This is a genomic window from Pluralibacter sp. (genome assembly GCF_019237635.1).
Taxonomy (GTDB): Bacteria; Pseudomonadota; Gammaproteobacteria; order Enterobacterales; family Enterobacteriaceae; genus Enterobacter_B.
The window spans coordinates 1-26464 of record NZ_JAFAGS010000027.1; the positions used below are offsets into that span (position 1 = coordinate 1).

Consider the following 26464-nt stretch of genomic DNA (forward strand, 5'->3'; position numbering starts at 1 on the left):
CCGGGCGATATATTCATCCCCGGTTTCTTCTCCATTACCGCGCATCCAGCTCAGTGCTTCCTGCATATAAAGCGTGTTCCACAGTACCACTGCGTTAGTGACCAGTTTCTTAAACCCATAGCGGGGATAATGCTCAGCGGCCTCAGTCAGCGCCAGGATCACCGGTTCATCGCGCCCGCTATCCGGGCGATAAAAATACACCGTCCTGCTCAGCGATAATGTCCTGCAGGCCTGGCGTACGCTCATTGAGAACATCTCTTTCAGATAGCTGACGAGCTCACGCTTTACCGCTGGTTTTAAAGCTTTTTTTCGATGACGTCTTTTAACGCGCGATTTTCCAGACTCAGGTCGGCAAACATCTGTTTCAGACGTCGGTTCTCATCCTCAAGGTCTTTGATTTTTTTAATATCAGCCGCTCCCATCCCGCCATACTTTGCCTTCCAGTTGTAATAACTGGCTTCAGAAATAGCGGCCTCACGACACACATATTTGACGGTTCGTCCGGCTTCGACGGACTTCAGCACGGCGATGACCTGATGTTCGGTGAATCGGATCTTACGCATAGCAATCTCCTCAGGGGACATCATCAGTATGTCGGAAGATCTCTAAAAGTGAATGGTTCGTTTTGCCGGGATACTTACAATTATACGAGCAGAAAGTTCCGGCAGTTACTGTGGCGATACCGTATCCGGCAAAGTATGAGCCGGCGTGGAAACTGCTGGGATAACAGTCCAATGGAGCGCTCTTCAGGAGCCTGAAGAACGAATGGGTGCCTGTGACGGGTTACATGAGCTTCAATGATGCAGCTCACGCAATAACGGACTATATCGTTGGATATTACAGCGCGCTCAGGCCACATGAATATAACGGTGGGTTACCACCAAACGAATCGGAAAACCGATACTGGAAAAACTCTAACGCCGTGGCCAATTTTTGTTGACCACTACAAGCCTTGATCTGCATATCGGTTAATTTAGGCATAGCTGTCACTCACGATTTCGACTCTTGTGTACATAATTTTCATGCTATGAGTACACAAAATCGGTTTGGTTTGTACATAAAATCACGACATTTCAAATTAGGCACACCCATGTGTACACGCTAATCAGGCGCTTTCTTGTGTTCCTATGATAGCCCCTGATAACAAAAAAGCCCGACGCAATGCGGGCTTAGTGTTTTTTCGATAGCGGTTAATTTCCCGCGATATCTTATTTGCTTTTCTTAATGTGTTTAATCAAGCGCTTACGCTTACGCATCTGATTCGGCGTCAGGGTGTTGCGCTTGTTGGCGAACGGGTTATCCCCTTCCTTGAACTGAATGCGGATCGGCGTACCCATGACGTCCAGCGATTTGCGGAAGTAGTTCATCAGGTAGCGCTTGTAAGAATCCGGCAGGTCTTTTACCTGATTCCCGTGAATAACCACGATAGGCGGGTTGTAGCCCCCGGCGTGGGCATATTTCAGCTTCACGCGACGACCGCGCACCAGCGGCGGCTGATGATCTTCTGCCGCCATGTTCATGATGCGGGTCAGCATCGCGGTGCTGACGCGGCGGGTGGAGCTGTCATAGGCTTCGCGAACGGATTCGAACAGGTTGCCTACGCCGCTGCCGTGCAGCGCCGAAATGAAGTGCACGCGGGCGAAATCAATAAAGCCCAGACGGTAGTCGAGGGTCTCTTTGACCTGTTCTTTCACTTCCTGGCTCAGACCGTCCCACTTGTTGACCACAATCACCAGCGAGCGGCCGCTGTTAAGAATAAAGCCGAGCAGGGAGAGATCCTGGTCGGAAATACCTTCGCGGGCATCAATAACCAGCAGCACCACGTTGGCATCTTCAATGGCCTGCAGCGTTTTGATTACGGAGAATTTTTCCACCACGTCGGTGATTTTGCCGCGCTTACGCACCCCGGCGGTGTCGATAAGTACGTACTCACGTTCATCGCGCTCCATCGGAATGTAGATGCTGTCGCGCGTCGTACCCGGCATGTCGTACACCACCACGCGGTCCTCGCCGAGGATACGGTTAGTTAGCGTTGACTTACCTACGTTCGGACGGCCGACGATGGCCAGCTTGATCGGTAAATCCTGCGGATTGAAATCGTCTTCCGGCTCTTCAGCCTCTTCGCCGTTTTCATCGGCTTCAAACTGCGCCCAGTATTCGGCGTCCTCATCCACCTCTTCCGCCGGGTCGACATCTTCCATCCACGGCAGCAAAACGTGTTCCAGCAGGCTGGTGACGCCACGACCATGGGAAGCGGCGATCGGGTAAATCTCGCCTAAGCCCAGCGACCAGAAATCGGCAACCGCCTGGTCCGGATCGATACCGTCTGTTTTGTTCGCCACGAGGAAGGTCGGTTTTTCGCGTGCGCGCAGATGTTTGGCAATCGCCTCATCCGCCGGCATCAGGCCCGCGCGCGCATCGACCATAAACAGCACCACATCGGCTTCTTCAATCGCCAGCAGCGACTGTTCCGCCATACGGGTTTCCACGCCCTCTTCGGTGCCGTCGATACCGCCGGTATCGATACAGATAAACTCGCGGCCTTCCACTTCAGCACGACCGTACTTACGGTCACGAGTCAGACCCGGAAAATCCGCGACCAGCGCATCGCGGGTGCGCGTCAGACGGTTAAACAGCGTGGATTTTCCTACGTTTGGGCGCCCGACAAGCGCGACCACAGGTACCATGATAAAAACCTCTTAAAAACGTAAAACAGGAAAACGGCCCCTGTAACAGACAGGAGCCGTTTAAATTAATGCACGACCGCCGTTATTAACGCGTCATTGAGTACAGCGTGCCGTCTTTCGCCTGAATCAACAGTCGACCGTCGGCCACAACCGGATCGGTCTGGAAGCCGGAGCTGTCCACTTCCTGCTGGGCCACAAAGCGGCCATCCTGCGGGTTGATCCAGTGCATATAGCCTTCGCTATCGCCGACAACCAGACTTCCATTATACAACACCGGAGACGTCAGCAGACGGTGCAGCAGATCGCTTTGCGTCCACAGCGTTACGCCGCCTTCAGTAGAGAGCGCCAGCAGGCGGTCATTTTGGTCCACCAGGTAGATACGATTGCCGTCGATGATGAAATCATTTACTGAACCGAGCTCGCGTTTCCACATGATCTGGCCGCTGCGCAGATCCAGCGCCGTCAGGTTGCCGTTATAGGCCAGCGCGTACACCACGCCGTCAACCACCACAGGCGTCGTATCGACATCGCTCAGACGATCGATTTCGGTCGAGCCGGTCGCCTGGGAGATACGCTGCTGCCAAATAATCTGGCCCTGTTGCATCAACACCGCGCTGACGCGGCCGTTGTCGCCGCCCACAATCGCCGCGCCATAGGCCACCGCCGGAGCGGACTCACCGCGCAGGGACAGTGATGGCATATCCAGGTTAACCGTCCACTTTACCGCGCCGTCGCTTTCGTTCAGCGCCTGCAGTTGTCCGTTGCTGGTATGGATCAGCACCATACCGTCGCTGACGACCGGACGAGAGACCGCTTCGCCAGCGACGCGAGTCTGCCATGCGACAGAGCCGTCGTTGGTGTTCAGCGCGTAAACCTGCGCCTTCTCAGAGCCAACGTAAACGTGACCGCCAGACACCGTCAGGCCGCCGGACAGCAGCGCCGGAAGATGCGAGAACCAGCCGTCTTTTTCCGCCAGGTTTACAGACCAGACTTCTTTGCCGCTGTCAGCATTTAACGCCTTCACGGTGCCTTTGCGATCGGCGGCATACACCACGCTATCGGCAAACGTCGGGTGCAGGTTGGAATAGAAATCGCCAACACCGCTACCGACGGAGGTGCTCCACGCGGTAGACGGGGTAAACTGGTTTTCCACCTTCGGCAGCGGAGACATTTTGACCACATCTTCTTCGCTGTTAAACAGTGAACAACCACTCAATAACGTAACAGAAAGCAGTCCTGGCAAAAGTAATTTACGCAGTTGCATCGGGTCCCTCTCAGATGGACAAATTATTCATTTTCATGCGCATCATTTCGCTGAGTGCTGGCGAAGCATCGCTTTTCACACCCGCTTCCCAGGCGGCGCGAGCCCCCTGCTTATCGCCTTTACTCAACAGAATTTCGCCGCGTAAATCTGCAACGATCGCCGTCCAGCCTTCCCCTTTAATGCCTTCGAGGGTTTTCAGCGCGGCGTCAGGTTGTTTCATCTGCAGCTGAACGCGGGCAAGACGCATATTGATAACGGATTTAAGGTTATCGTCGGATGCGGCGGCCAGCCCCTGCTGCAGTTGTTTCCCGGCATTTTCCAGCTGGTTCTTATCAACAAACTGCTGTGCCAGTTCCAGCGACGCGAACGCGCCGTAGGTATTTTTTTCATCGGCGGCGAATTTTTCCGCCGCGCTCAGCGCGTCAGGTTTGCCGCTGTTCAGGGAAGAAACCGACTGCTCATAGGCCAAAGAGGCGTCTCTGGCGTTATTTTCCTGATGCGACGTCCAGTAACGCCAGCCCACCAGCGCACCAACACCCAGGATAACACCTACCGCCAGTGCTATGCCGTTCTCCGAAAAGAAACGCTTGATGGCATCGACCTGATCGTTTTCGTTATTGTAGATTTCCACGCAATCCTTCTCCTGAATATGATAGTCGGGCAATTAACCCAGCAGTGTGCGCAAATGCGCGGCAACGCTATCCTGCGCTACCGTCGTCTGCTCGCCGGAGCGCAAATCTTTAACCACGACGCTGCGCTCGGCAATTTCTGATTCACCCAGCACCAGCGCGACGCGAGCGCCCCACTTATCGGCACGGGCGAACTGCTTCTTAAAGTTGCCGCCGCCGTGGTTGGTCATCAGTTTGACGCCCGGCAGTTGGTCACGCACGTCTTCCGCCAGACGCATTGCGGCGGACTGCGTGTCGTTACCGGCAGCAACCAGGTATATATCGACAACAGGTTCGGCTTTAAATTCCGGGTTAACTGCCTGAACCAGCAAAACTAATCGCTCAAGACCCATTGCAAACCCGACGGCTGGCGCCGCGCGGCCGCCCAACTGTTCCACCAGACCGTCATAGCGACCGCCCGCACAGACGGTACCCTGAGAGCCCAGGCTGTTGGTGACCCACTCGAACACGGTGCGGTTGTAGTAGTCAAGGCCGCGCACCAGGCGCTGGTTGACCGTATACGTGATACCCGCCGCGTCAAGGAACGCGCACAGACCGGAAAAATGTTCGCGAGAATCGTCGTCCAGGTAATCGCCCAGCGACGGTGCGTTATCCAGCAGCGCCTGCACGTCCGGGTTTTTGGAATCCAGCACGCGCAGCGGGTTGGTGTACATGCGACGTTTGCAGTCTTCGTCGAGCTTCTCTTTGTACTGCTCAAGATATGCCACCAGCGCTTCACGGTAGTTCGCGCGGGCTTCCAGAGAGCCAATCGAGTTCAGCTCAAGGCTGACGTGTTCAGAGATGCCGAGCGCGCGCCACCAGCGAGCGGTCAGCATAATCAGCTCGGCGTCGATATCCGGCCCCTGCAGACCAAACACTTCGCAACCCAACTGATGGAACTGGCGATAGCGCCCTTTCTGCGGACGCTCGTGGCGGAACATCGGGCCGATGTACCACAGACGTTGTTCCTGATTGTACAGAAGACCATGCTCAATGCCGGCGCGTACGCAACCCGCAGTCCCTTCCGGACGCAGCGTCAGGCTGTCGCCGTTGCGGTCCTCAAAGGTATACATCTCTTTTTCAACTACGTCGGTCACTTCACCGATCGCGCGTTTGAATAACGGGGTCTGCTCTACAATCGGCAAACGGATTTCGCTGTAACCGTAGCTGCCGAGCACCTCTTTCAGTGTGCCTTCAATGCGCTGCCAGAGAGCGGTTTCGCCCGGCAGATAATCGTTCATGCCGCGAATGGCTTGAATGTTTTTTGCCACGTTTATTCTCTTTATATATACAAAAATGAACCCAGACGCTTAGGTAGCGTCGCGGGTTCAATCATACACGGGAAGCGTATCGCTTCCCAACACGTTATTTAGCGTCAACCTGCTGAACGTCTATCCGACGCGCGTCATCAAGCATGCTTGCTTTCGCGCGGATACGGGCTTCCAGCTGGCTAATCATATCGTCGTTATCCAGCCGGTCTTTACGCACGCCGTCTTCATACAGGCCGCTTTTCTTATTGCCGCCCGTCACGCCCAGCGTCGATACCAGCGCTTCGCCAGGACCGTTCACCACGCAGCCGATAATGGATACATCCATCGGCGTGATAATGTCTTCCAGACGCTGTTCCAGCGCGTTCACGGTGCCGATAACATCGAATTCCTGGCGCGAGCAGGTCGGACAGGCGATGAAGTTGATGCCGCGAGAACGAATACGCAGCGACTTCAGAATATCGAAGCCGACTTTGATCTCTTCAACCGGATCGGCCGCCAGCGAAATACGCAGCGTATCGCCGATCCCTTCGGACAGCAGCAGACCAAGGCCGATTGCCGATTTCACCGCGCCCGCACGGGCGCCGCCAGCCTCGGTGATCCCAAGGTGCAGCGGTTGATCGATCTGGCGCGCCAGCAGGCGGTAGGATTCAACCGCCAGAAAAACGTCGGAGGCCTTCACGCTGACTTTGAATTGACTGAAGTTCAGACGATCGAGATGATCGACATGACGCATAGCGGATTCGAGCAGCGCCTGTGGCGTCGGTTCACCGTATTTTTCCTGCAGATCTTTTTCCAGCGACCCGGCGTTTACGCCGATGCGGATCGGAATATTTTTGTCGCGCGCGCAGTCGACAACCTGACGAATTCGCTCTTCGTTGCCGATATTGCCCGGGTTGATGCGCAGGCAGTCAACGCCGTACTCCGCCACTTTCAGGGCGATACGGTAGTCGAAATGGATGTCCGCCACCAGCGGGACGCTGACCTGCTGTTTGATAAGCTTAAAGGCTTCCGCGGCATCCATTGTCGGTACGGAAACACGAACGATATCCGCGCCGACGCGCTCCAGCGCTTTAATTTGGTTAACGGTCGCGTCCACATCGGTGGTGCGCGTATTGGTCATGGACTGTACGGCAATGGGAGCCCCATCGCCAACAGGCACGTTCCCAACGTAAATACGTGTCGATTTTCTACGTTGAATGGGGGCCTGGTTATGCATGAAAAATCTCCCGCGTTACGCGTTTATCACTGTGCCGGAGAAGATTCGGCGTTCAGCGTAAAACGTGCAACCTGGTTAGTTCTGATAAAACGGCTCAGATCGACCGGTTTACCCTGGAACTGAATCTGTACCGCTGCCGGAGCGCCAATCTTAAGCTTATAAGGGGTCTGGCCGGTTAAGTTAAGCGTACCGTCTTTGCGCTGCAGACCGCTGAACAGCTTTTTGCCCGTCGCATCGGAGACTTCCAGCCAGCAGTCGGCGTTGAAGTTCATCACCAGCGCGTTAGCGTCAGCCACCGGCGCGGTGATACCCGCCTGGCCGGTTGGCAGCGGTGCGCCATGGGTCGCGGCGGCGGCTGGTGCGGTCGTCGCCGCATCAACATTCGCCTGAGACGGTGCGACGACGGCGTTGGTCTGCGCGTTAGCCGCGGACGTCGTCGGCGCAGGCGCCGCATTGGTTTGCGCGGTAGCCGCCGGTGCCGCATCCGGTGCGGTTGCTTGCGCCACAGCGGTATTTGCATCCGGCGCCTGGCCTTGGGCGGCGCTGGTATCCAGCGGAACGTTCTGACTATTGCCGCTGTCGTTGGTGTTCAGTTCAGCGCTGGACTGATCGGCCATGCTGGAGATCTCTTCCTGCTGCGCTTTGTGGTTTTGCCACCACCAGGCGCCAGTCAGGCCAATCACGACAAACAGCACCAGCCAGGTAAAGCTCATCAACCAGCCATCGCGTTTTTTACGACGTTTACCTAAGGCGAAGGTCTGCATCGGGGCAACTTTGGCGGCCTTAACCGGCGCCTGTTTTGCCATCATCGGCAGCAGCTCTTCTTCCGGAATATGGACAAGGCGCGCATAGGAGCGGATATAGCCACGCAGGAACGTTGAAGCGAGGTCGGCAGGGGCCTTATCGTCTTCAATATCGCGAACCGTGGAAACCTTCAGGCATAAGCGTTCAGCGACGGCTTGCTGGCTGAGTCCGAGTTGTTCACGGGCATTACGCAGGCGCGTCCCCGTGGTCTGTGCTGCTTGTGGGTCTTGAGTGGCTTCAGTATTCATTCGCTACAGCTGCTGGTACGTAAATTTAAGGTTTTGGTGTCGGAAACCCGCACCCCGAAACATCTGCTCGGTAAACGTAAGGTAAACAGTATAAAACTGCCAGGTGAGCGATTACAAATCCCGCGCCCAACCTGTTTTTACCCCGCTACATACTGCCTTAATCGTGGCGGAAACGCACCGTAATTATTAACCGCATCAGTACGTTTCGCCTAATCCTTAAACGTATTACCTGCCGTACGCCATCCCGGGTGCACGGACTACGGTTTATCAGACCGCCTTGACGGCGATCGGTTCACCCTGCATACGCTTACGCATCGTACGTTTGGTACGGTCGATAACGTCACCGGCCAACTGACCGCAGGCGGCGTCAATATCGTCACCGCGCGTTTTGCGCACAATGGTGGTGAAACCGTAATTCATCAGTACCTTCGAGAAACGGTCGATACGGCTGTTGGAGCTGCGGCCATACGGCGCGCCCGGGAACGGGTTCCACGGAATCAGGTTAATCTTACACGGCGTATCTTTCAGCAGTTCCGCCAATTGATGCGCGTGCTCGGTACCGTCGTTCACATGGTCCAGCATGACGTATTCGATAGTCACGCGTCCCTGGTTGGCGTTGGATTTCTCCAGATAACGGCGCACGGCCGCCAGGAACGTCTCGATATTGTACTTTTTGTTGATCGGCACAATTTCATCACGAATCTCGTCGTTCGGCGCATGCAGAGAAATCGCCAGCGCGACGTCAATCATATCGCCAAGCTTATCCAGCGCCGGAACGACGCCGGAGGTGGAGAGCGTGACGCGGCGTTTGGACAGACCGAAACCAAAATCATCAAGCATGATTTCCATCGCCGGAACCACGTTCGTCAGGTTCAGCAGCGGTTCGCCCATCCCCATCATCACCACGTTGGTGATAGGACGCTGACCGGTGACTTTGGCCGCGCCGATAATTTTCGCCGCGCGCCACACCTGGCCGATAATTTCCGACACGCGCAGGTTGCGGTTAAAGCCCTGCTGCGCGGTCGAACAGAATTTACATTCCAGCGCACAACCCACCTGGGAGGAAACGCACAGCGTCGCGCGATCGTCTTCCGGGATGTATACCGTTTCAACGCGCTGATCGCCTACTGCGATCGCCCATTTGATGGTGCCGTCGGAGGAGCGCTGCTCTTCCACGACGTCCGGCGCACGAATTTCAGCAACTTCTTTCAGTTTGCCGCGCAGCACTTTGTTGATGTCGGTCATCTCATCAAAGTTATCGCTGCAGTAGTGATACATCCATTTCATTACCTGATCGGCGCGAAACGGCTTCTCGCCGAGATTATGGAAAAATTCGCGCAACTGCTGACGGTTTAAATCCAGCAGGTTAATTTTGGCATCTTTATTCGGTACCGTCAGAGCGGCGTTATCAGGCGTGACAATTTGTTCAGACATAATGTATTCCGGCCTCGTTATTACACGTTATGGCCCCTGGAGGGTTGAAAAAGAAACGCCCCGGTGAGCATCTGCTCGTCCGGGGGCGTGGCATTGTACAAATTCTGGTGCACAGATGCCACGTCTGCACGCGGCATTTGCTAAATAAAGTGTAAACCTAATTACACTTGCATGCGATTAGCGGGTGCGCGGGCACACTTCGCCTTCGCCGAAGAAGTAGGCGATTTCACGTTCGGCGGACTCAACAGAGTCAGAACCGTGGGTGCCGTTTTCGGTCAGGCTGTCAGCATAATCAGCGCGCAGGGTGCCTGCCAGCGCGTTCGCCGGGTTGGTGGCACCGAGGATTTCGCGATGACGACGAACGGCATCTTCACCTTCCAGAACGGTGACCACGATAGGACCCGAGGTCATGAAGCCCACCAGACCGTCGAAGAACGGTTTGCCCTGGTGCTCAGCGTAGAAGCCAGCGGCTTTCTCAGACGTCAGATGCAGCATTTTGGTGCCAACGATTTTCAGCCCTGCGGTTTCGAAACGCGCAAAGATGCTGCCAATAACGTTTTTTGCCACCGCGTTTGGTTTAATGATGGAAAAAGTACGTTCGATAGCCATGTTTACCTCTGTATGATGTTCTGTGTAGAGCGCTTACGCGGTTTAGGTTGTGGCGCGGATTATAATGACCCACACGCCATTTGCCTATGGACTTAGATAACATTTTTTTAAAATAAGATGAGTTTTAGCAACAATTTTCCCGCATTCGCTAAACCACGTCTTACTGTAGGGTAAAACTGGCCGTCGCCACCTGCCCTGCGTCATCCATCACCACCAGCTGATATTCACCGGGTCGCTCCAGCGATAACGTCACGGCTGCCCCGGTGTTTTCCGTCGGTTCACCGTTGACAAACCACCAGCGCCGTCCTTCTCCTCCGGTGGTTTGCAATGCCAGAGACGCGCGATTTTCGCCCGGCAGGCGTTTAATGACCGCACCGTCACGCACGCCGGAAAGCGTCAGCGGAATAAGATCCTGCTGGTGCAGCGGCGGGCAGGCTGTCGACGCTGGCGGCAGCCTGGAGGTCCGACGCTCGCTGACGGGCAGCCACGGCTCCAGCGGCAGCGGCCAGACGTCGAGCGTTGACGCTTTCGCCCCTGGACAATCGGCAGCGACGCGCGCGCCCTTTTCATCCAGCCAGACAGGGAAGCGGATCCCCCGGCTCCCCTCCTGACCCGGTAACAATAGCGTCGGCGGCTGGCTGTCGTCCAGCAGCCATGTCGATAAACGGCGACGACAGTTGCTGTCGCCCTGGGGAAGCGCCTGACCGCCCGGCCAACAGATGGCGGCGGCGCTCACCGAAGAGGGACGCGGGTCCGTCGGCAGCCCATTTTTCACGCTCGCCGACCGCGCCAGCAGCAGATTACTGACCTGATTGAGCAACGGTATCGCGCTGATAAAACCAAACTGCCCCACCACTGGCGTTCCGTCGGGCCTGCCGGTCCAGATGCCGATGACATAGCGCGCGTTAACACCGATGGCCCAGGCATCGCGATAGCCGTAACTGGTGCCGGTTTTCCACGCCAGCGGCACCGTCTGCGGCAACGAGGCGTCCGGTAGCGGCTGCTCTTCGCCAGCAAGAATACGGCGGATGATCCACGCGCTGCCGGGCGACAGCAGCGGGCGCTCCACCAGCGGATCGCTCGCCAGCATGCGCAACCGTCCGGCTTTCCCCTGACGGGCGAAGGCGCTATAGGCGGCGGCGATATCCGCCAGACGCGCCCCTGCGCCGCCGAGGATCAGCGAGAGATTGGGTTCCGCGCCGTTGGGCAATATCAGCGGCAGACCGGCGTTGCGCAGGCGGGCGGCGAACTGTTTTGGCCCATAGGCTTCCAGAACCTGTACCGCCGGTAAGTTCAGCGAGCGCACCAGTGCATCGCTCATGCTCACCGGGCCGTGAAAACCGCTGTCGAAATTACCCGGGCGGTAGTCGCTAAAACGCCGCGGCACATCCTGCAGCAGTGACGCCGGGTGGATCAGTCCGTCATCCATCGCCAGTCCATAGATAAACGGCTTCAGCACCGATCCCGGCGATCGCACGGCGGTGACCATATCGACATGGCCGAACCGGCTGTCGTCGGCGATGTCCACCGATCCCACCCAGCCGCGCACCTTCATTGAGGTGTGATCGACGACGATCATCGCCAGCGAACTGCGCGGCGGCAGCCGAGTCTTCCAGTTCAGCGCCAGCTCTTCCAGCTGGCGCTGCAACGCGGCATCAAGGGTCGTCACCACCTTCTCGTTCCGGCTGCTGGCCAGCATTCTGCGAGAAAACAGCGGCGCCAGCTGCGGCATCTGCCGTGGGAATAGCCACACCGGCTCCTGCCGCGCTTCATTGACCTGCTGCGTCGACCAGATGCCCTGCGTCTGCATCCGCCGCAGGACTTTGTCCCGGGCGGCCTGCGCCCGCTGCGGCCAGCGGTCCGGGCGAAGACGACTCGGCGCCTGCGGCAGTACAGCCAGCAGCGCGGCTTCGGAATAACTCAGCTGCGCTGGCGGTTTGCCGAGGTACGCCCAGCTCGCCGCGCCGATCCCCTGCAACGTGCCGCCAAACGGCGCCCGGTTAAGGTATAGCGTCAGGATCTGACGCTTATCGAGGTGCCACTCCAGCTGTAGCGCGCGCCACAGCTGGCGAAACTTACCGCCAAAAGTACGGGGATGGGGGTCAAGCAGGCGCGCCACCTGCATCGTCAGGGTGCTGCCGCCGGAGATAACCCGTCCGGCGCGCAGATCCTGCCAGGCGGCCCGCATCACCGACAGCGGGTTAACGCCGGGATGATCCCAGAACCAGCGGTCTTCATACTGGATGAGCGCCTGTAAGTAGCGCGGCGAGACGTCATCGATAGCGACCGGGTAGCGCCAAATGCCTTCGGCATCGGCAAACCGCCACAGCGGGGTGCCGTCCTGCGCCACCACCACCCGGGCAGGCGCAACCTCTTTGAGCGGCAGCGGCCACAGGCGGTCAGCCGCCAGCACCATCAGCCAGAGTAAAACGAGCGCGCCCGCCAGCCACCGCCAGCGGGCGTTTTTCAGACGCCGAAAGCGCATTTACGGTACGACGATCAGCGGACCGCTGGCCGCGCCTGTCGCCCGCCACTGCGGCACATACATGGACTCCACCTGCGGCACCGGCACCTGATAAGTACCCGGCGTCACCGCGCGCGCCAGATACACCAGCGTCACCGGCTGGTAAGGACTGACGGCCACGGCGGCGACAAAGCGATCGTCGCGGAACTCAATGTGCTGAATATCCGCCTGCTGCATCTGATTGAGCAGGTTCTGCACCTCGCTGCCGTTTTCCTGCAGGCTGGCGCTGCTGTTCGCCAGGTTCTGGTTTTCCAGCTCAAGTCCGGCGGGCAGCAAATCGACCACCAGCGCATCCGGTACGTTCTGGTTCGCTTTGACCTGCAGATACACCAGCACCAGCTCGCCGCTGCGCAGCGATGACAGCGATTTTGGTTGTCCGTCAGCGCCAAGGAACTGACGCTCAATCTGCAGCACATTGCTGGCAGGCTGCGGAGCTGACTCCGGATAACCGCTGCTGTCCAGACGCAGCCACAGCGGCTGCGCGCCGGTATTGGTCACCTTCAGCGACGCCAGCTGATCGGCATCGAGCGCGCGCCACTGCGCTTTATCGCCGTGCAGCGCCGCCGCATCCAGCGAGGTTTGCGCCTGCCAGTCGCCCGGCAGATCCTGCAACCCTTTTGCCGCAAGGAACAGGGCGTTCATCTCCTGGGTGGAGAGCCAGCGCTCGCCAAAGGCCTGCTGCGACAGCGTATTCAGCAGCGCGTTCTGCGCTTCCGGCAGCAGCTTATTTTCTTCAAGCAGGCTCAGCATCAACGCGTTATCGCGAAGCTGGCTGCCGTAATCCGCCATCCACTGGTTTTTATCCTGGCGCGCAGTGGTCAACGCCAGCTGCAGCGCCTGAGCGCTGCGCGGCGCATCGCCCATGGCCTTCAGCGCCAGACCGAGCTGCAGCAGCGGCAGCCCGGCTTTAGCCTGCGCGTGGCGATCCCAGATTTCGCGCAGCGCGCCAAGCGGCGCTTTCTGCTGGCGCGCCAGCACCAGCGCGGCGTAAGACTGCACGGCAAAGCGGCTGGCCTGCGCGTCGTCGCTGTAACGAATGGTCATCAGCCCCGGCTCCTGCAGGTAGCGCAGCAGACGGTTGTTGCCTTTTGCCAACGCCTCTGCCGGTACGCTGTAGCCCTGCTCACCGGCGCGGACGAGGAAATCCATCACGTAGGCCGTCAGCCAGTACTCTTCCGGCCCTTCTTTATCCCACAGCGCAAAGCCGCCGTCGTCGCGCTGCATCTGCAGCAGACGGGAGATACCCAGATCGACTGCCGCCCGGCGCTTGTCGTCGCTGTCGCCAACAATGCCCAGGGCTTTCAGCTGCGCGGCGTTAGTGTACAGCGACGGGAACAGCCCGCTGGTCGTCTGCTCAAGACAGCCGTAAGGGTAGGCCTTCAGCTCACGGATATAGCGCGAGAGGTTCAGCGGCGGTTTACCGCTGAACAGCAGTTGCCCCTGCAGCGTCGCCACAGAGAAGCCCGCCACCTGCTCAGCAGGCGCCGTCCAGCTTTCACCGGGTTGCAACGCTACGCCGGAACTCACGGTCTGCGCCGGGAACGCCGGTCGCACGCCGAGCTTCCACTGCTTATGGAATGGCGCGAAGGTTTCACCCGGCAGAGTCAGGCCGTCAATGGTGGCGTCCACCATGCCGTCGCCAAAACCCTCCGCCGCGCTGACCGGCACGAACAGCGTCATGCGGGCGCCGGGCGCCAGGTTCACCGGCTGCGGCTGTGCGCTTTCCAGCGACAGCAGGCCGCTGGCGGCAAGCTTCACATTCAGCGTCTGCGGTTTATCCGTCAGGTTGGTAATATCCAGCGTCAGGCGCGTCGTATCGCTGCTGGCGATAAAGCGCGGCATATTCAGCTCGACAACCACCGGCGCGGCGACCACCACTTTGCTGTCGCTACTGCCAAAATCCTCTGCCGTCCACGCCTGCGCCATCACGCGCAGCTCGCCGTTAAAATCGCCGATCGGCAGGGTAACCGTCCCCTCGCCGTTGCCATCAAGCTGAACCGGCTGCGCCTGTTCGGCGATAATCGTCACATGGTTGACCGGTGGTTTGCCGCCGCGCTTGAGCTCGTCGCCATCGCCGCCGAAACGCAGGTTCGCCAGACGTCCCTGCCCCTCAATCACCTGACCGTAGATATCATAAATATCCGCGCCGTAGCGCTTCTGGCCGAAAAACGCGTTCCACGGGTCCGGCGTAGCATAGTCGGTAATGTTCAGCACCCCGCTGTCGACAGCGGAAACCAGTACATTAACCTGCTTCGGCGCCGGCCCCTCTTTGGCGCTGGCTTTCACCTTCACGGTCAGCGGCTGGTTCGGGCGCATTTTCACCGGCGTATCGAGCGTAAGGTTCAGCCGACGGTTTTCATCGCCGAGCGGCAGATGCAGCAGCCCTACCGCACGCTTCGGCGTCGCGGATTTGGACTTATCGCCCGGGCGGATCACCAGCGTGCTGAGGTATAGATCGTGACGGTTCCAGCTTTTATCGACCGGAATAGCGAGATCCATCCCTTCGGCGGGGACATCTATCTCCTGCCACCACAGCGGCCCTTCGCTGGATTCCACCATCGCGTAACCTTTACCGGCCGCCGGTGCGGCGATATGCAGGTTGATGGTCTCTCCAGGTTTATAGGCCGGTTTATCGAGCTTCATGGTGACGCGGTCAGGGCGCGCCGCGCCGCTGCCGTCGCTGTTATCCTGCCAGCTGTACCCGGCCCAGAAGCGGACGCTGCTGAGGGTCTCATCCGGCGCTTTCACTTCCAGACGGTAGGAGCCCCACTCCACCGGGAAGCTCACTTTTCCGGTTTCATCGGCTTTCAGATCCAGCGACTGCTCGCCCTCCACCAGATCCTTTTGATCGAACTGAGACTGCCAGCCGTCGCTGTCCGACCAGTTCCAGTAGTAGTCGCGGCGTTCGCGGATCAGGCGCACCTGCAGCCCGGAAACCGCTTTTTTCTGCCCGCTGGCATCGGCATACACGATGTCGAAACCCGCATTGCTGTTTTCATCCACCATCGGCTGGTTCACGGTGGTATCGGTACGGTAGTCATACACCGCTTTGCTGGCGAACGCCGGACGGATGCCCGGCAGCGTATCAGCGGGCCAGATGGCCTGTTCGGCGCGACGGGTCACCGGGCGGCCGCCGGACTCCAGCAGGCTGGCCTGCAAAATGACCTGTAGCGGCGAGTGCGTTTCCTGCCACTGACTTTTCGTTTCTACCTGCCCGCGACCTTTGTCGTCGAGCGTCAGTTGCACCTCATCCAGCGTGCGGGAGAGATTCTCTTCGGCGATATCGCCAAACTGGAAGCCCGGCAGCGCGGCAACAGCGTCACGCAGCGGACGCAGGAACAGTTTCCCCTGAAGCTGATTGCCGTTCGCAGGCGCGCCGTACAGGTAATAGCCCGCAACGTCAAAGCGGACGTCGGCATCCGGCGCCACTGGCAGCGTCTGCGGCGTCAGGCTGAGCGCCATCCGCTCCGGCATAAAATCCTCGACGTGGAAATCCCACTCACGCTTCTGGCTATCGCCCGCGCTGGCGCGAATATGCCACATGCCGGTCGCCGCGCCGCTATCAAGCGGATACGTAAACGCATACAGACCGTTCACCGCCTGGCTCATCACAGTGCGGATAACCTGGCCATCAGGCTGAACCACCTCCAGCTTAACCGGCTGGTCGGCCAGGGGTTTGCCGTCGCTGTCGCGCAGCAGGCCGTTGAGGATAACGGTCTCGCCAGGGCGATAAAGGTCGCGCGGGCCAAACATAAAGAATTGCTTGCTGTAGCCTGGCGCGCCCGCAATATCGAATTCCGCCAGATCCAGCGCCGGAAGCTTGAGGTCAAGCAGCGTCGTCTGTCCGTCTTTACGCGCCAGCAGCAGCGCCGCCTCTTTATCCGTTTGCAGCGTAACGTGCCCCTGGGCGTCGCTGTTCGCCTGCACCAGCACCTGCCCCTTGTCATTCAGCAACTGTACGTCAACAGCGGACTGCGCGGCGCCGTTTTCGAGGCTTTGGGTGAACACGTCAAGACGGTTATGGTAGCGGTGCGCCGAAACGCCGATGTCGCTGAGAGTAAACAGGGTTGCAGCGTTGCTATAGCTGTAATGCCCGGCCTGATTCATGACCGCCACATACACCCCGGCCTGCTGCAACGGTTTGATATCGCTCAGCGGCAGCAGCAGCTTTTCGCGGGTATTGCGTTGCGGATTGAGATCGAAACGTCCGGTATAGACCAGCTCCGCCATTTTCAGCAGCTCGCCTGACTCCCAGTTAGTCAGCGCGTTACGGTACTCCCACTGGCTGACGAACGCCGCGAGGGATTCCGGCTTAATGCGGAAAAAGTTGACGTCCACATTGTTGACGTTAAGGGCCATCACCGGCAGCCCGGCCACCACTTTGCCCGGCAACAGCGAGCCGCGGCTGGCAAACCCAACGCTTGGCGCAATATCACGGGTGGTGAGGGTCTTTTCAACGCTCTGACCGAACACGGCTTTATTCAGCGCCGCCAGCTCCGGGTCGACGGTGAGCACCAGGTTACGCTTCGGTTCAAGGTGGCGCAGGCGTAGCTCTTTCAGGTTCGGGGCAATCTCCCAGGCGCCATCGACTTTGCCGCTCTGTTTATCCACCAGATGGACGCGGCGCGAGAAGTCCTGATTCGGGTCAAGCGGAATGGAGAAGGTGAGCACCAGCGTAGCCGCGCCGTCAAGCTGCACCTCAGAGGCGTCCAGCAGCGTCAGCGCTTTTCCCTGACTTTGCTGCGCCAGCTTCTCCAGTTGCGCGCTGTCGGGCTTCGCTGGCGCGGCGCTTTGGGAAGAGGCGGCCGAAGCCGACTCTCCGGCGACCTGTGGTTTATCATTATTATCACAGCCGACGAGCGAGAATATGGTGACCAGCGCCAGCGTCAGCGCCGCTAAACGGAACGGTTTCATCCTTATAACCCCTGGGCCCAGTGAGCCTGCTATTTGCGTCAACACAGTATTATGCTGAAAGTCTTATTTTACCAACATACTTAAAAGTCTGATTTTGATTGCAACTCTGAACGAGGACACCTTGTCCCCTCAGGCAAAAACGCCGACAATCCGATTCACAACAGGTAAAGGGAGGCAACCATGACCACCGCTTATTTTGTCGCCGCCGACTGGCTGGCGGAACATCTTGATGACCCGGAAATTCAGATTATCGATGCACGTATGGCGCCAGCCGGGCAGGAGCACCTTCGCAATATGGCCGCGGAATATCGCGACGGGCACCTTCCCGATGCGGTATTTTTCGATATTGAGGCCTTATCCGATCACACCACCCCGTTGCCGCATATGATGCCGCGCCCGGAGGCCTTCGCCGTCGCCATGCGCGAGCTCGGCATCAGCCATGACCGGCACCTGGTGGTGTATGACGAGGGCAACCTGTTCTCCGCCCCACGCGCCTGGTGGATGCTGCGCACGTTCGGCGTGGAAAACGTCTCTATCCTGGCGGGCGGACTGGCGGGTTGGAAGCGCGACGAGCTGCCGCTACAGCAGGGGGACGTCACTCTGGCTGAAGGGGATTTCGAGGTGAAATTCAACGCGGACGCCATCCGGCGGCTGACCGACGTGCTGGTCGTCAGTCACGAAGGCAGCGCGCAGCTGGTCGATGCCCGTCCGGCGGCGCGTTTTAACGCCGAAGCCGACGAGCCGCGTCCGGGGCTTAAACGCGGCCATATTCCCGGCGCCCGTAACGTCCCGTGGACCGACCTGGTCATTAACGGCGAGCTAAAAACCACCGATGAGCTGGAGGCCATTTTCCAGCAGCAGGGCGTGGCGCTGGATAAACCGATTATCGTCAGCTGCGGTTCCGGAGTGACCGCGTCGGTCGTGGCGCTGGCGCTTGCCACGCTGGACGCAGAGGATGTGACGCTGTACGACGGCTCATGGAGCGAATGGGGCGCCCGCAGCGATCTCCCCATTGAACCGGCCTGATGCGAACAGGGGCGACATTCTGTCGCCCCTGTTGTTTAAATGATGCGGTTAGTTTTGAAATCGCGCAGGAAGCCGCCCCAGCGGCGCTCGTAAAACGGCGTGATATGCTCGGTAATAAAGTGGCTGATGCCCTTCTCTCCCTTCACGACCCGGCAGATATCAATCGGTTCATCGCCCGGCAACGTGTCGGTAGCAACGCTGCCCGCCGCCTGGATTATCTCCTCAATCTCGCCGTCCGCCTCAATGCCGATCAGCAGAACCGGCGTCTCCTCTTTGCTCTCTTTGATGGAGCACAGGAAAGCGCGTTTCACCGGCTTGATGGTTTTAAAAAGCGTGGTCAGAGAGTCAATCATCTGCGCGGGCGGTTGCGCCACTTCAGACAGCAGCAGCGTCTCGCCGCCTTCCAGCACCTCTTGCGTACTGAGCGGATTGCCTTCATCGCCAATCAGATGGCTGATTTCGCGCGGCGTAAATTCTTTGCCCGTCGGCAGTTTGGCGTTGAGGAACAGCGTCTCGCCCAGCGTCATTTCAAACAAGGTACGCACCGGCATCACCACGAACGCCTGTTCGTCTTCTACCGCCTCCTGCAATGCCGCCAGCGAGGTAAAAAACGGGATAACCGAGGTGCCGTCGTCTTTTTCCCAGTGCTGTAGATCCAGCGCGCTGTCGTCGACAACCTGCTCGCCTTCAGCCGCGGTTCCCGGTACCCAGACGGTAGACTCCAGCAGCGTGCGGAAAAATGCCGGACGGTGCGCGGGTTCTGTCGCAGCCTTTTCCAGCAGCGTTTCTAATTCGTTTTTGGTTTCGGACATAGTTTGTCTACTTCAACATAAAGCCCGGCGGCGCGGCGCCGCCGGGCAAAGACGATTACTCTGCGGTCAGCAGGTTAGCGATGGTGCGTACGCCAAGCCCGGTTGCACCGGCGGCCCACTGCTCAACCGCCGCTTTGCGGTAGGCCGCAGAGCAGTCAATGTGCAGCCAGCCTTCCTGATAGTTCTCAACGAAGTGAGAAAGGAACCCAGCCGCAGTGCTGGCGCCTGCCGGGAAGGCGGCGCTGGCGGTGTTGTTCAGTTCAGCGAAATTCGACGGCAGCTGGTTACGGTGGAATTCAGCCAGCGGCAGACGCCAGAACGGCTCGTTTTCCGCGGACGCGCTCGCCATCAGGCGGGACGCCAGCGCATCGTCAAAACTGAACAGCGCGTGGTAGTCGTTGCCGAGCGCGGTTTTCGCCGCACCGGTCAGGGTTGCTGCATCGATGATGAACTGCGGTTTCTGCGCAGAGGCGTCGATCAGGCCATCGGCCAACACCAGGCGGCCTTCCGCGTCGGTGTTCATCACCTCGACGTTCTTGCCGTTACGGTAGCGGATGATGTCGCCAAGCTTGAAGGCGTTGCCGCTGACCATGTTGTCGGCGCAGCAGAGGTACATCTTGACGCGTTTATTGAGGCCGCGGGTAATGGCAAACGCCAGCGCGCCGGTCACCAGCGCCGCGCCGCCCATGTCGGACTTCATGGAGTCCATGAACGCGCTCTGCTTGAGGCTGTAACCGCCGGAGTCAAAGGTGATGCCTTTGCCCACCAGGCAGGCGTATACCGGTGCATTATCATCGCCCGTTGGGTTGAAGTCGAGCGCCAGCAGCACTGGCGGACGTTCTGAACCACGGCCCACGGTGTGAATGCCGAGATAGTTCTGCTCGCGCAGGTCTTCGCCTTTGGTGATGCGGTAACGAACATTGTCGCAGGCGACGCCGCACAGCAGGTCGACCGCGCGCTGCGCCAGCTGTTCCGGCCCCAGTTCTTCGGCAGGTGCGTTGATGGTGTCGCGCACCCAGTCGATGATGGCAAGGCGGTTTTCCAGCTCTTTTTGCTGTGCCGCGTCCAGGTCAGCCCAGTCGACTTTACGGGTGCCTTTCGGGCCTTTGTAGCCTGCCCAGAACGCCCAACTGCGATCGGTATCCCAGCCTTCGCCGCTCAAAGAGACATGCTTAATCCCCAGGCCGTCGACTTTGCGCGCAGCGCGCTGAATCAGCCCCAGGTCGTCTTTCCCGTTCAGGTGCAGGGTGATGCCGTCGGTATTCACGCTCCAGGTAGCTTTTTCGCCCCAGCGCGCATCGGCAGGCTCGGTAGAGAGCGTAATCTTCATCGCTTCGGTCATTTTATTTATCCTTATTAGCAAACGGGCCGCCTGAAGGCAGCCCGCTAAGTGATTTACTCTGCTTCATCTAACCAGACTAACAGAATCGCCTCCAGAATTTTTTCATTGGATGCGTTTGGATCGTCCTCAAAATCCTCGAGGGAGCAAATCCACTGATGCATATCGGTGAATCGCACGGTCTTAGGATCGAGATCCGGAAAAGCGTCATACAGCGCCTCGCCGATTTCCCTGCTGTCAGTCCACTTCAGTCCCATACTAACCTCTGTTAATGTTCGCGTGCATGGTTGATTGTGTAACGCGGGATTTCGACTACCAGATCTTCGTCGGTCACGCGCGCCTGGCAACCCAAACGACTTTCCGGTTCCAGACCCCACGCTTTGTCCAGCATGTCGTCTTCGTCTTCAGAGCTTTCCGCCAGAGAGTCAAACCCTTCGCGCACGATGCAGTGGCAGGTGGTGCAGGCGCAGGATTTCTCGCAGGCGTGCTCTATCTCGATGCCGTTACGCAGCGCAACGTCGAGGATAGTTTCACCGGTATTCGCGTCCAGAACAGCGCCATCCGGACACAGGTCCTGATGAGGCAGAAAAACAATCTTTGGCATATTAAACCTCGTCCACGGACTGGCCTTTCAGCGCCATACGAACGGACTGGTCCATTCGGCGTGCGGCAAAGTCCTGGGTTTGTGTGTCGATATTTTTAATCGCTTCTTTAATGGCTTCCGGGTCATTCCCCGCGGCGACAGCCTGCAGGTGTGCCGCCGCATCATCAATCGCCTGACGTTCGTCGGCGTTGAGGAGCGCAGCATCTGCCGCCAGCGCGCCGTGCAGGCTTTCCAGCACGCGCGCCGCTTCCACTTTCTGCTCGGCCAGCATACGCGCCTGTACGTCCTGCTCGGCGTAGCTCATCGAGTCCTGAATCATGCTGGCGATTTCGCCATCGGTCAGGCCATAGGATGGCTTCACCTGAATCGACGCTTCAACGCCGGTGGATTTTTCCATCGCCGTCACGCTCAGCAGACCGTCGGCATCCACCTGGAAGGTGACGCGAATATGCGCCCCGCCCGCAGGCATCGCCGGAATACCGCGCAGCGCAAAACGCGCCAGCGAGCGGCAGTCCTGCACCAGTTCGCGCTCGCCCTGCATCACATGGATGGACATTGCGGTCTGACCGTCTTTAAAGGTGGTGAACTCCTGCGCGCGCGCCACCGGAATGGTGGTGTTGCGTGGAATGACCTTCTCCACCAGGCCGCCCATGGTTTCCAGCCCCAGAGAGAGCGGGATAACGTCGAGCAGCAGCATTTCGCTGTCCGGCTTGTTACCGACCAGGATATCCGCCTGAATCGCCGCGCCGATAGCCACCACTTTGTCCGGGTCGATAGCGGTCAGCGGCGTACGGCCAAAGAATTCGCCGACGCGCTCGCGTACCAGCGGTACGCGCGTGGAGCCGCCGACCATCACCACGTCGATCACCTCGTCGGCCTCAACGCCCGCGTCTTTCAGCGCGCGACGACAGGAGAGCAGCGTGCGTTTCACCAACGGTGCAATAAGTTCGTCGAACTGATGACGGGTAATCTCGCCTTGCCAGCCCGCGATATCCATCGTCACCGCCCCGGCATCGCTCAACGCGATTTTCGCCGCGATGGCGGCATCGAGCAGTTCACGCTGCAAACGCGCGTCGCTGCGGTCCGTGATCCCTGCCTGTTCGCGAACATAATCCGCCAGCAGGTGGTCAAAATCATCGCCGCCGAGCGCGGAGTCGCCGCCGGTCGCCAACACCTCGAACACGCCGCGGCTGAGGCGCAAAATAGAGATATCGAAGGTGCCGCCGCCGAGATCGTAAACGGCAATCACGCCTTCCTGCCCGGAGTCAAGGCCGTAGGCAATCGCTGCCGCCGTCGGCTCGTTAAGCAGGCGCAACACGTGCAGCCCCGCCAGACGCGCCGCATCTTTAGTGCCCTGACGCTGAGCATCGTCAAAATAGGCCGGAACGGTGATCACCACGCCGTCGAGATCGCCCGCCAGCGCTTCGGTCGCGCGGGCGGCCAGGGCTTTCAGGATATCGGCGGAGATGCGTACCGGGTTAAGCAGACCCGCGGCGGTCGCCAGCATCGGCAGGCCGTTAACGCTTTCCTGCAGCTGGTACGGCAGATGCGGGTAGCGCGCCGTGACATCCGCCAACGAGCGGCCCATCAGCCGCTTCACGGAGCTGATAGTGTTAACCGGATCCTGCGCGGCGTTGGCGCGCGCGTCGTAGCCCACGCTGTGGCCCTGGGGCTGATAATGAACCACGGATGGCAACAGATGGCGCCCCTGATAATCAGGCAGCGTTTCGGCCTGACCGCTACGCACGGTCGCGACCAGAGAATTGGTGGTGCCTAAATCAATGCCTGCGGCCAGACGGCGCTGATGCGGCGCGGCACTCATGCCAGGCTCACTAATTTGTAATAAGGCCATAATTGCTTCCGAAATTAAAAATCGAGCAGCTTTTCTTCGAGTTGTTCTGCAGAGCTACGCAGTTTATCGAGAAAACGCAGTTTACGCACGGTATCCGCCGCCACGTCCCACGTCTCGTTATTCAATTGTTCGACCATCCGTTGATGGCGCGCGTCAAACATCATTTTCACGCGTTGGATAAAGGCGGTAAGACGCGCCTCGTCTTTCGCTTTGCCGATGTCGTCGAGCTCTTCACGCAACTCCAGCTGTTCCATCAGAAATGCGGTGTCGCGTACTGTGTGTTGCTCGCTTGCCAGGTCAAAACCATGCAGCGACAGTAAGTATTCGGCGCGGGTAAGCGGATGGCGCAACGTCTGCCACGCTTGGTTGATAGTCGCTGATTGCTGTACCGCGGCCAGCTGTTCCGCCTGCGTGCCGCTGGCGAATCTGTCCGGGTGGAATTGCCGTTGCAGATCCTGGAAACGGGCCGCCAGAGCCTGGGTATCAATCGGGTAATGGGCAGGTAACCCAAAGAGGGTGAAGTAATCCATAACAATTCCAGGGATAGCCTGTTAAAGCAAACCCCACGCACAGCTTATCTGCGGTGGGGTCTCTTAGGTGATACGCGATTAAACGTTGAAGCTTTCGCCGCAGCCGCACTCATCTTTAACGTTCGGGTTGGTAAATTTGAACCCTTCGTTCAGGCCTTCTTTTACGAAGTCCAACTGAGTGCCGTTGAGGAACTGCAGGCTTTTGCCATCGACCACCACCTTCACGCCTTTGTCTTCGAACACGGTGTCTTCGGCAGCCGGCTCGTCAACAAACTCCAGTACGTAGGCCATACCAGAACAGCCGGAGGTACGCACGCCTAAACGCAGACCAAAACCTTTACCGCGGTTGGTCAGGAAGGTGCTTACTCGCGCGGCAGCGCTGTCGCTAAGGGTAATCGACATAACAACCTCAACTTAATTATTTTGCTTCACGTTTGCTTTTGTAGTCCGCAATGGCGGCTTTGATCGCGTCTTCTGCCAGGATAGAGCAGTGAATCTTCACCGGCGGCAGTTCGAGTTCTTCAGCAATATCAGTGTTCTTGATAGCCTGCGCTTCGTCCAGCGATTTACCTTTCACCCATTCAGTGACCAGGGAGCTGGAGGCGATAGCGGAACCGCAGCCGTAGGTCTTAAAGCGCGCGTCTTCAATGATACCCTCATTGTTGACTTTAATCTGCAACTTCATGACGTCGCCACATGCCGGCGCACCGACCATTCCGCTGCCGACGTTTTCGTCGCTGTTGTCAAACGAACCGACGTTGCGCGGATTCTCGTAATGATCGATAACTTTTTCGCTGTATGCCATGGTGAATTCTCCTTATTGGGTACCGATTAGTGATGTGACCATTCGATGGTGTTCAGATCCACGCCCTGCTTGAACATGTCCCACAGCGGAGAGAGTTCACGCAGACGACCGATGGATTTCTGCACCAGTGCGATGGTGTAATCAATCTCTTCTTCGGTAGTAAAACGACCTAAAGAGAAACGGATAGAGCTATGCGCCAGCTCGTCATTCATCCCCAGCGCGCGCAGCACGTAAGACGGCTCCAGGCTTGCAGAGGTACAGGCGGAACCGGAAGAAACGGCCAGGTCTTTCAGCGCCATGATCAGCGATTCGCCTTCAACATAGTTAAAGCTGACGTTGAGGATGTTCGGCGCGCCCTGCTCGAGGTCGCCATTCAGGTACACCTCTTCCATATCTTTCACGCCGTTCCACAGACGGTTACGCAGAGCGCGCAGACGCGCCATCTCGGTGTCCATCTCTTCTTTAGCGATACGGTAGGCTTCGCCCATGCCGACGATCTGGTGCACAGGCAGGGTGCCGGAACGCATGCCGCGCTCGTGACCGCCGCCGTGCATCTGCGCTTCGATACGGATACGCGGTTTACGACGCACATACAGCGCGCCGATCCCTTTCGGACCATAAATTTTGTGGCCGGAGAAGGACATCAGATCCACTTTCAGTTGGCTCAGGTCGATAGGCAGTTTGCCCACGCTCTGGGTGGCGTCAACGTGATAGATAATGCCGCGCGCACGGCACATTTCGCCGATGGTCGCGATATCCTGCACCACGCCGATTTCGTTGTTCACATGCATGATGGAAACCAGGATGGTGTCGTCACGCATCGCCGCTTCGAGCTCTTTGAGATCGATAATGCCATTGGACTGCGGCGCCAGGTAGGTCACTTCATACCCTTCGCGCTCCAGTTGACGGCAGGTATCCAGCACCGCTTTGTGTTCGGTTTTACAGGTGATGATGTGCTTGCCTTTTTTCTGATAAAAGTTGGCGGCACCTTTAATCGCCAGGTTATCAGATTCGGTCGCGCCAGAGGTAAAGACGATTTCGCGCGGATCGGCACCGACCAGCTCGGCAATCTGATTACGAGCGATATCTACCGCTTCTTCAGCATGCCAGCCAAAACGGTGTGAACGGGAAGCTGGGTTACCAAAATTTCCGTCCAGGGTCAGACACTGCATCATTTTCTCGGCAACACGCGGATCCACCGGCGTGGTTGCGGAGTAATCGAGATAGACTGGTAATTTCATTGCTCTTTAAACTCCGTACATCACTCAATGCAATGAATCAGGCAACCGGCTTGATGTACGACCGAGTCACGGGATATCGGAGCATCCCGGCCTGATTCTGAAATCTTTATCGTTATTACGCCCGCAGTTTGACGTCGATGGCGTCCTGCGAACGGGTGCTGCGATGCGAATCATGCGCGTGCTGACGACCAGAGACATCCAGCACTTCCTGGTTATTGACCAGTTCACCCAGGGTGATATTGTTCAAAAAGCCGGTCAGACGGTCGCTCAGATCGCGCCACAGCGCATGCGTCAGGCACTTATCGCCGCCCTGACAACCGCCTTTACCCTGACAACGGGTGGCGTCAACGGATTCGTCTACCGCGCTGATGACTTCGCCAACGGCGATGCTGCCCGCATCTTTGCCCAGCAGGTAGCCGCCGCCCGGGCCGCGTACGCTGGAAACCAGGCCATTTTTGCGAAGTCGAGAGAACAGCTGTTCCAGATAGGAAAGAGAAATCCCCTGACGTTCTGAAATATCTGCCAACGGAACCGGGCCCGCTTCGGAGTTGAGCGCAACGTCCAGCATCGCGGTCACGGCATAACGCCCTTTAGATGTCAGTCTCATGTCTTACTT

The 26464-nt window shown here is 58.3% G+C and carries 22 protein-coding genes and 2 pseudogenes; 2 read left to right on the forward strand and 22 right to left on the reverse strand.

Features of this window, described 5'->3' with window-relative positions; genetic code table 11:
- Both JO226_RS03560 and JO226_RS03565 read right to left on the reverse strand, forming a co-directional pair.
- A partial coding sequence (locus JO226_RS03560) for a hypothetical protein (RefSeq protein ID WP_367273504.1) occupies nucleotides 1-90 on the reverse strand: 90 nt, incomplete at its 3' end.
- Between the two features lie 12 nt (nucleotides 91-102).
- Nucleotides 103-563: pseudogene (locus tag JO226_RS03565) on the reverse strand (transposase); the annotation flags it as partial.
- A gap of 78 nt (nucleotides 564-641) precedes the next feature.
- Here JO226_RS03565 and JO226_RS03570 point away from each other — a divergent pair.
- Nucleotides 642-940 (forward strand): annotated as a pseudogene (locus tag JO226_RS03570) (integrase core domain-containing protein); the annotation flags it as partial.
- 268 nt (nucleotides 941-1208) lie between these two features.
- Here JO226_RS03570 and der read toward each other — a convergent pair.
- From der to JO226_RS03620, 10 genes are all read right to left on the reverse strand, one after another.
- Nucleotides 1209-2687, reverse strand: a complete 1479-nt coding sequence (der, locus tag JO226_RS03575) for a ribosome biogenesis GTPase Der (protein ID WP_293493375.1) — start codon at nucleotides 2685-2687, stop codon at nucleotides 1209-1211.
- 85 nt (nucleotides 2688-2772) lie between these two features.
- A complete protein-coding gene (bamB, locus tag JO226_RS03580) occupies nucleotides 2773-3951 on the reverse strand; it encodes an outer membrane protein assembly factor BamB (protein WP_293493377.1) in 1179 nt (392 codons plus the stop codon).
- Nucleotides 3952-3961: 10 nt separating this feature from the next.
- Nucleotides 3962-4582 (reverse strand): YfgM family protein, encoded by a 621-nt coding sequence (locus JO226_RS03585; protein ID WP_293493379.1) that lies wholly within the window; start codon nucleotides 4580-4582, stop codon nucleotides 3962-3964.
- Between the two features lie 33 nt (nucleotides 4583-4615).
- Nucleotides 4616-5890 (reverse strand): histidine--tRNA ligase, encoded by a 1275-nt coding sequence (hisS, locus tag JO226_RS03590; RefSeq protein ID WP_293493381.1) that lies wholly within the window; start codon nucleotides 5888-5890, stop codon nucleotides 4616-4618.
- Between the two features lie 94 nt (nucleotides 5891-5984).
- A complete protein-coding gene (gene ispG / locus JO226_RS03595; RefSeq protein ID WP_293493383.1) occupies nucleotides 5985-7106 on the reverse strand; it encodes a flavodoxin-dependent (E)-4-hydroxy-3-methylbut-2-enyl-diphosphate synthase in 1122 nt (373 codons plus the stop codon).
- A 26-nt stretch (nucleotides 7107-7132) separates the two neighbouring features.
- On the reverse strand, nucleotides 7133-8158 hold the full coding sequence (gene rodZ / locus JO226_RS03600; protein WP_293493385.1) for a cytoskeleton protein RodZ: 1026 nt from the start codon (nucleotides 8156-8158) through the stop codon (nucleotides 7133-7135).
- A 267-nt stretch (nucleotides 8159-8425) separates the two neighbouring features.
- Complete coding sequence (locus JO226_RS03605) at nucleotides 8426-9592, reverse strand: bifunctional tRNA (adenosine(37)-C2)-methyltransferase TrmG/ribosomal RNA large subunit methyltransferase RlmN (RefSeq protein WP_293493387.1); 1167 nt, start codon at nucleotides 9590-9592, stop codon at nucleotides 8426-8428.
- 177 nt (nucleotides 9593-9769) lie between these two features.
- Nucleotides 9770-10201, reverse strand: coding sequence for a nucleoside-diphosphate kinase (gene ndk, locus JO226_RS03610; RefSeq protein WP_293493389.1), 432 nt, complete (start codon nucleotides 10199-10201; stop codon nucleotides 9770-9772).
- 160 nt (nucleotides 10202-10361) lie between these two features.
- Nucleotides 10362-12686 (reverse strand): peptidoglycan glycosyltransferase PbpC, encoded by a 2325-nt coding sequence (gene pbpC / locus JO226_RS03615; protein WP_293493392.1) that lies wholly within the window; start codon nucleotides 12684-12686, stop codon nucleotides 10362-10364.
- The gene (locus tag JO226_RS03620) at nucleotides 12687-17639 is read right to left on the reverse strand and encodes an alpha-2-macroglobulin (RefSeq protein WP_293493395.1); all 4953 of its coding nucleotides are present in this window, start codon (nucleotides 17637-17639) and stop codon (nucleotides 12687-12689) included. It lies immediately after the preceding gene.
- Between the two features lie 180 nt (nucleotides 17640-17819).
- Between JO226_RS03620 and sseA the strand changes: the two genes are divergently transcribed.
- Nucleotides 17820-18665, forward strand: coding sequence for a 3-mercaptopyruvate sulfurtransferase (gene sseA / locus JO226_RS03625; protein WP_293493398.1), 846 nt, complete (start codon nucleotides 17820-17822; stop codon nucleotides 18663-18665).
- 35 nt (nucleotides 18666-18700) lie between these two features.
- Here the strand turns inward: sseA and sseB are convergent, their stop codons facing one another.
- From sseB to iscR, 10 genes are all read right to left on the reverse strand, one after another.
- Complete coding sequence (gene sseB / locus JO226_RS03630; RefSeq protein ID WP_293493401.1) at nucleotides 18701-19477, reverse strand: enhanced serine sensitivity protein SseB; 777 nt, start codon at nucleotides 19475-19477, stop codon at nucleotides 18701-18703.
- Between the two features lie 55 nt (nucleotides 19478-19532).
- Entirely contained in the window at nucleotides 19533-20819 is a 1287-nt protein-coding gene (pepB, locus tag JO226_RS03635; RefSeq protein WP_293493404.1) for an aminopeptidase PepB, read from the reverse strand.
- 53 nt (nucleotides 20820-20872) lie between these two features.
- On the reverse strand, nucleotides 20873-21073 hold the full coding sequence (gene iscX / locus JO226_RS03640; RefSeq protein ID WP_293493406.1) for a Fe-S cluster assembly protein IscX: 201 nt from the start codon (nucleotides 21071-21073) through the stop codon (nucleotides 20873-20875).
- 11 nt (nucleotides 21074-21084) lie between these two features.
- Nucleotides 21085-21420, reverse strand: coding sequence for an ISC system 2Fe-2S type ferredoxin (fdx, locus tag JO226_RS03645; protein ID WP_293493408.1), 336 nt, complete (start codon nucleotides 21418-21420; stop codon nucleotides 21085-21087).
- 1 nt (nucleotide 21421) lies between these two features.
- Nucleotides 21422-23272 (reverse strand): Fe-S protein assembly chaperone HscA, encoded by a 1851-nt coding sequence (gene hscA / locus JO226_RS03650; protein WP_293493410.1) that lies wholly within the window; start codon nucleotides 23270-23272, stop codon nucleotides 21422-21424.
- 14 nt (nucleotides 23273-23286) lie between these two features.
- Nucleotides 23287-23802 (reverse strand): co-chaperone HscB, encoded by a 516-nt coding sequence (hscB, locus tag JO226_RS03655; protein ID WP_293493412.1) that lies wholly within the window; start codon nucleotides 23800-23802, stop codon nucleotides 23287-23289.
- A 78-nt stretch (nucleotides 23803-23880) separates the two neighbouring features.
- A complete protein-coding gene (gene iscA / locus JO226_RS03660) occupies nucleotides 23881-24204 on the reverse strand; it encodes an iron-sulfur cluster assembly protein IscA (protein ID WP_293493414.1) in 324 nt (107 codons plus the stop codon).
- 16 nt (nucleotides 24205-24220) lie between these two features.
- Nucleotides 24221-24607 carry a Fe-S cluster assembly scaffold IscU gene (iscU, locus tag JO226_RS03665; protein ID WP_013365234.1) on the reverse strand — a complete coding sequence of 129 codons (387 nt, stop codon included), beginning with the start codon at nucleotides 24605-24607 and terminating at the stop codon, nucleotides 24221-24223.
- A gap of 26 nt (nucleotides 24608-24633) precedes the next feature.
- Entirely contained in the window at nucleotides 24634-25848 is a 1215-nt protein-coding gene (locus JO226_RS03670) for an IscS subfamily cysteine desulfurase (RefSeq protein ID WP_293493420.1), read from the reverse strand.
- 115 nt (nucleotides 25849-25963) lie between these two features.
- A complete protein-coding gene (gene iscR, locus JO226_RS03675; RefSeq protein ID WP_293493422.1) occupies nucleotides 25964-26455 on the reverse strand; it encodes a Fe-S cluster assembly transcriptional regulator IscR in 492 nt (163 codons plus the stop codon).
- Nucleotides 26456-26464 lie beyond the last annotated feature (9 nt).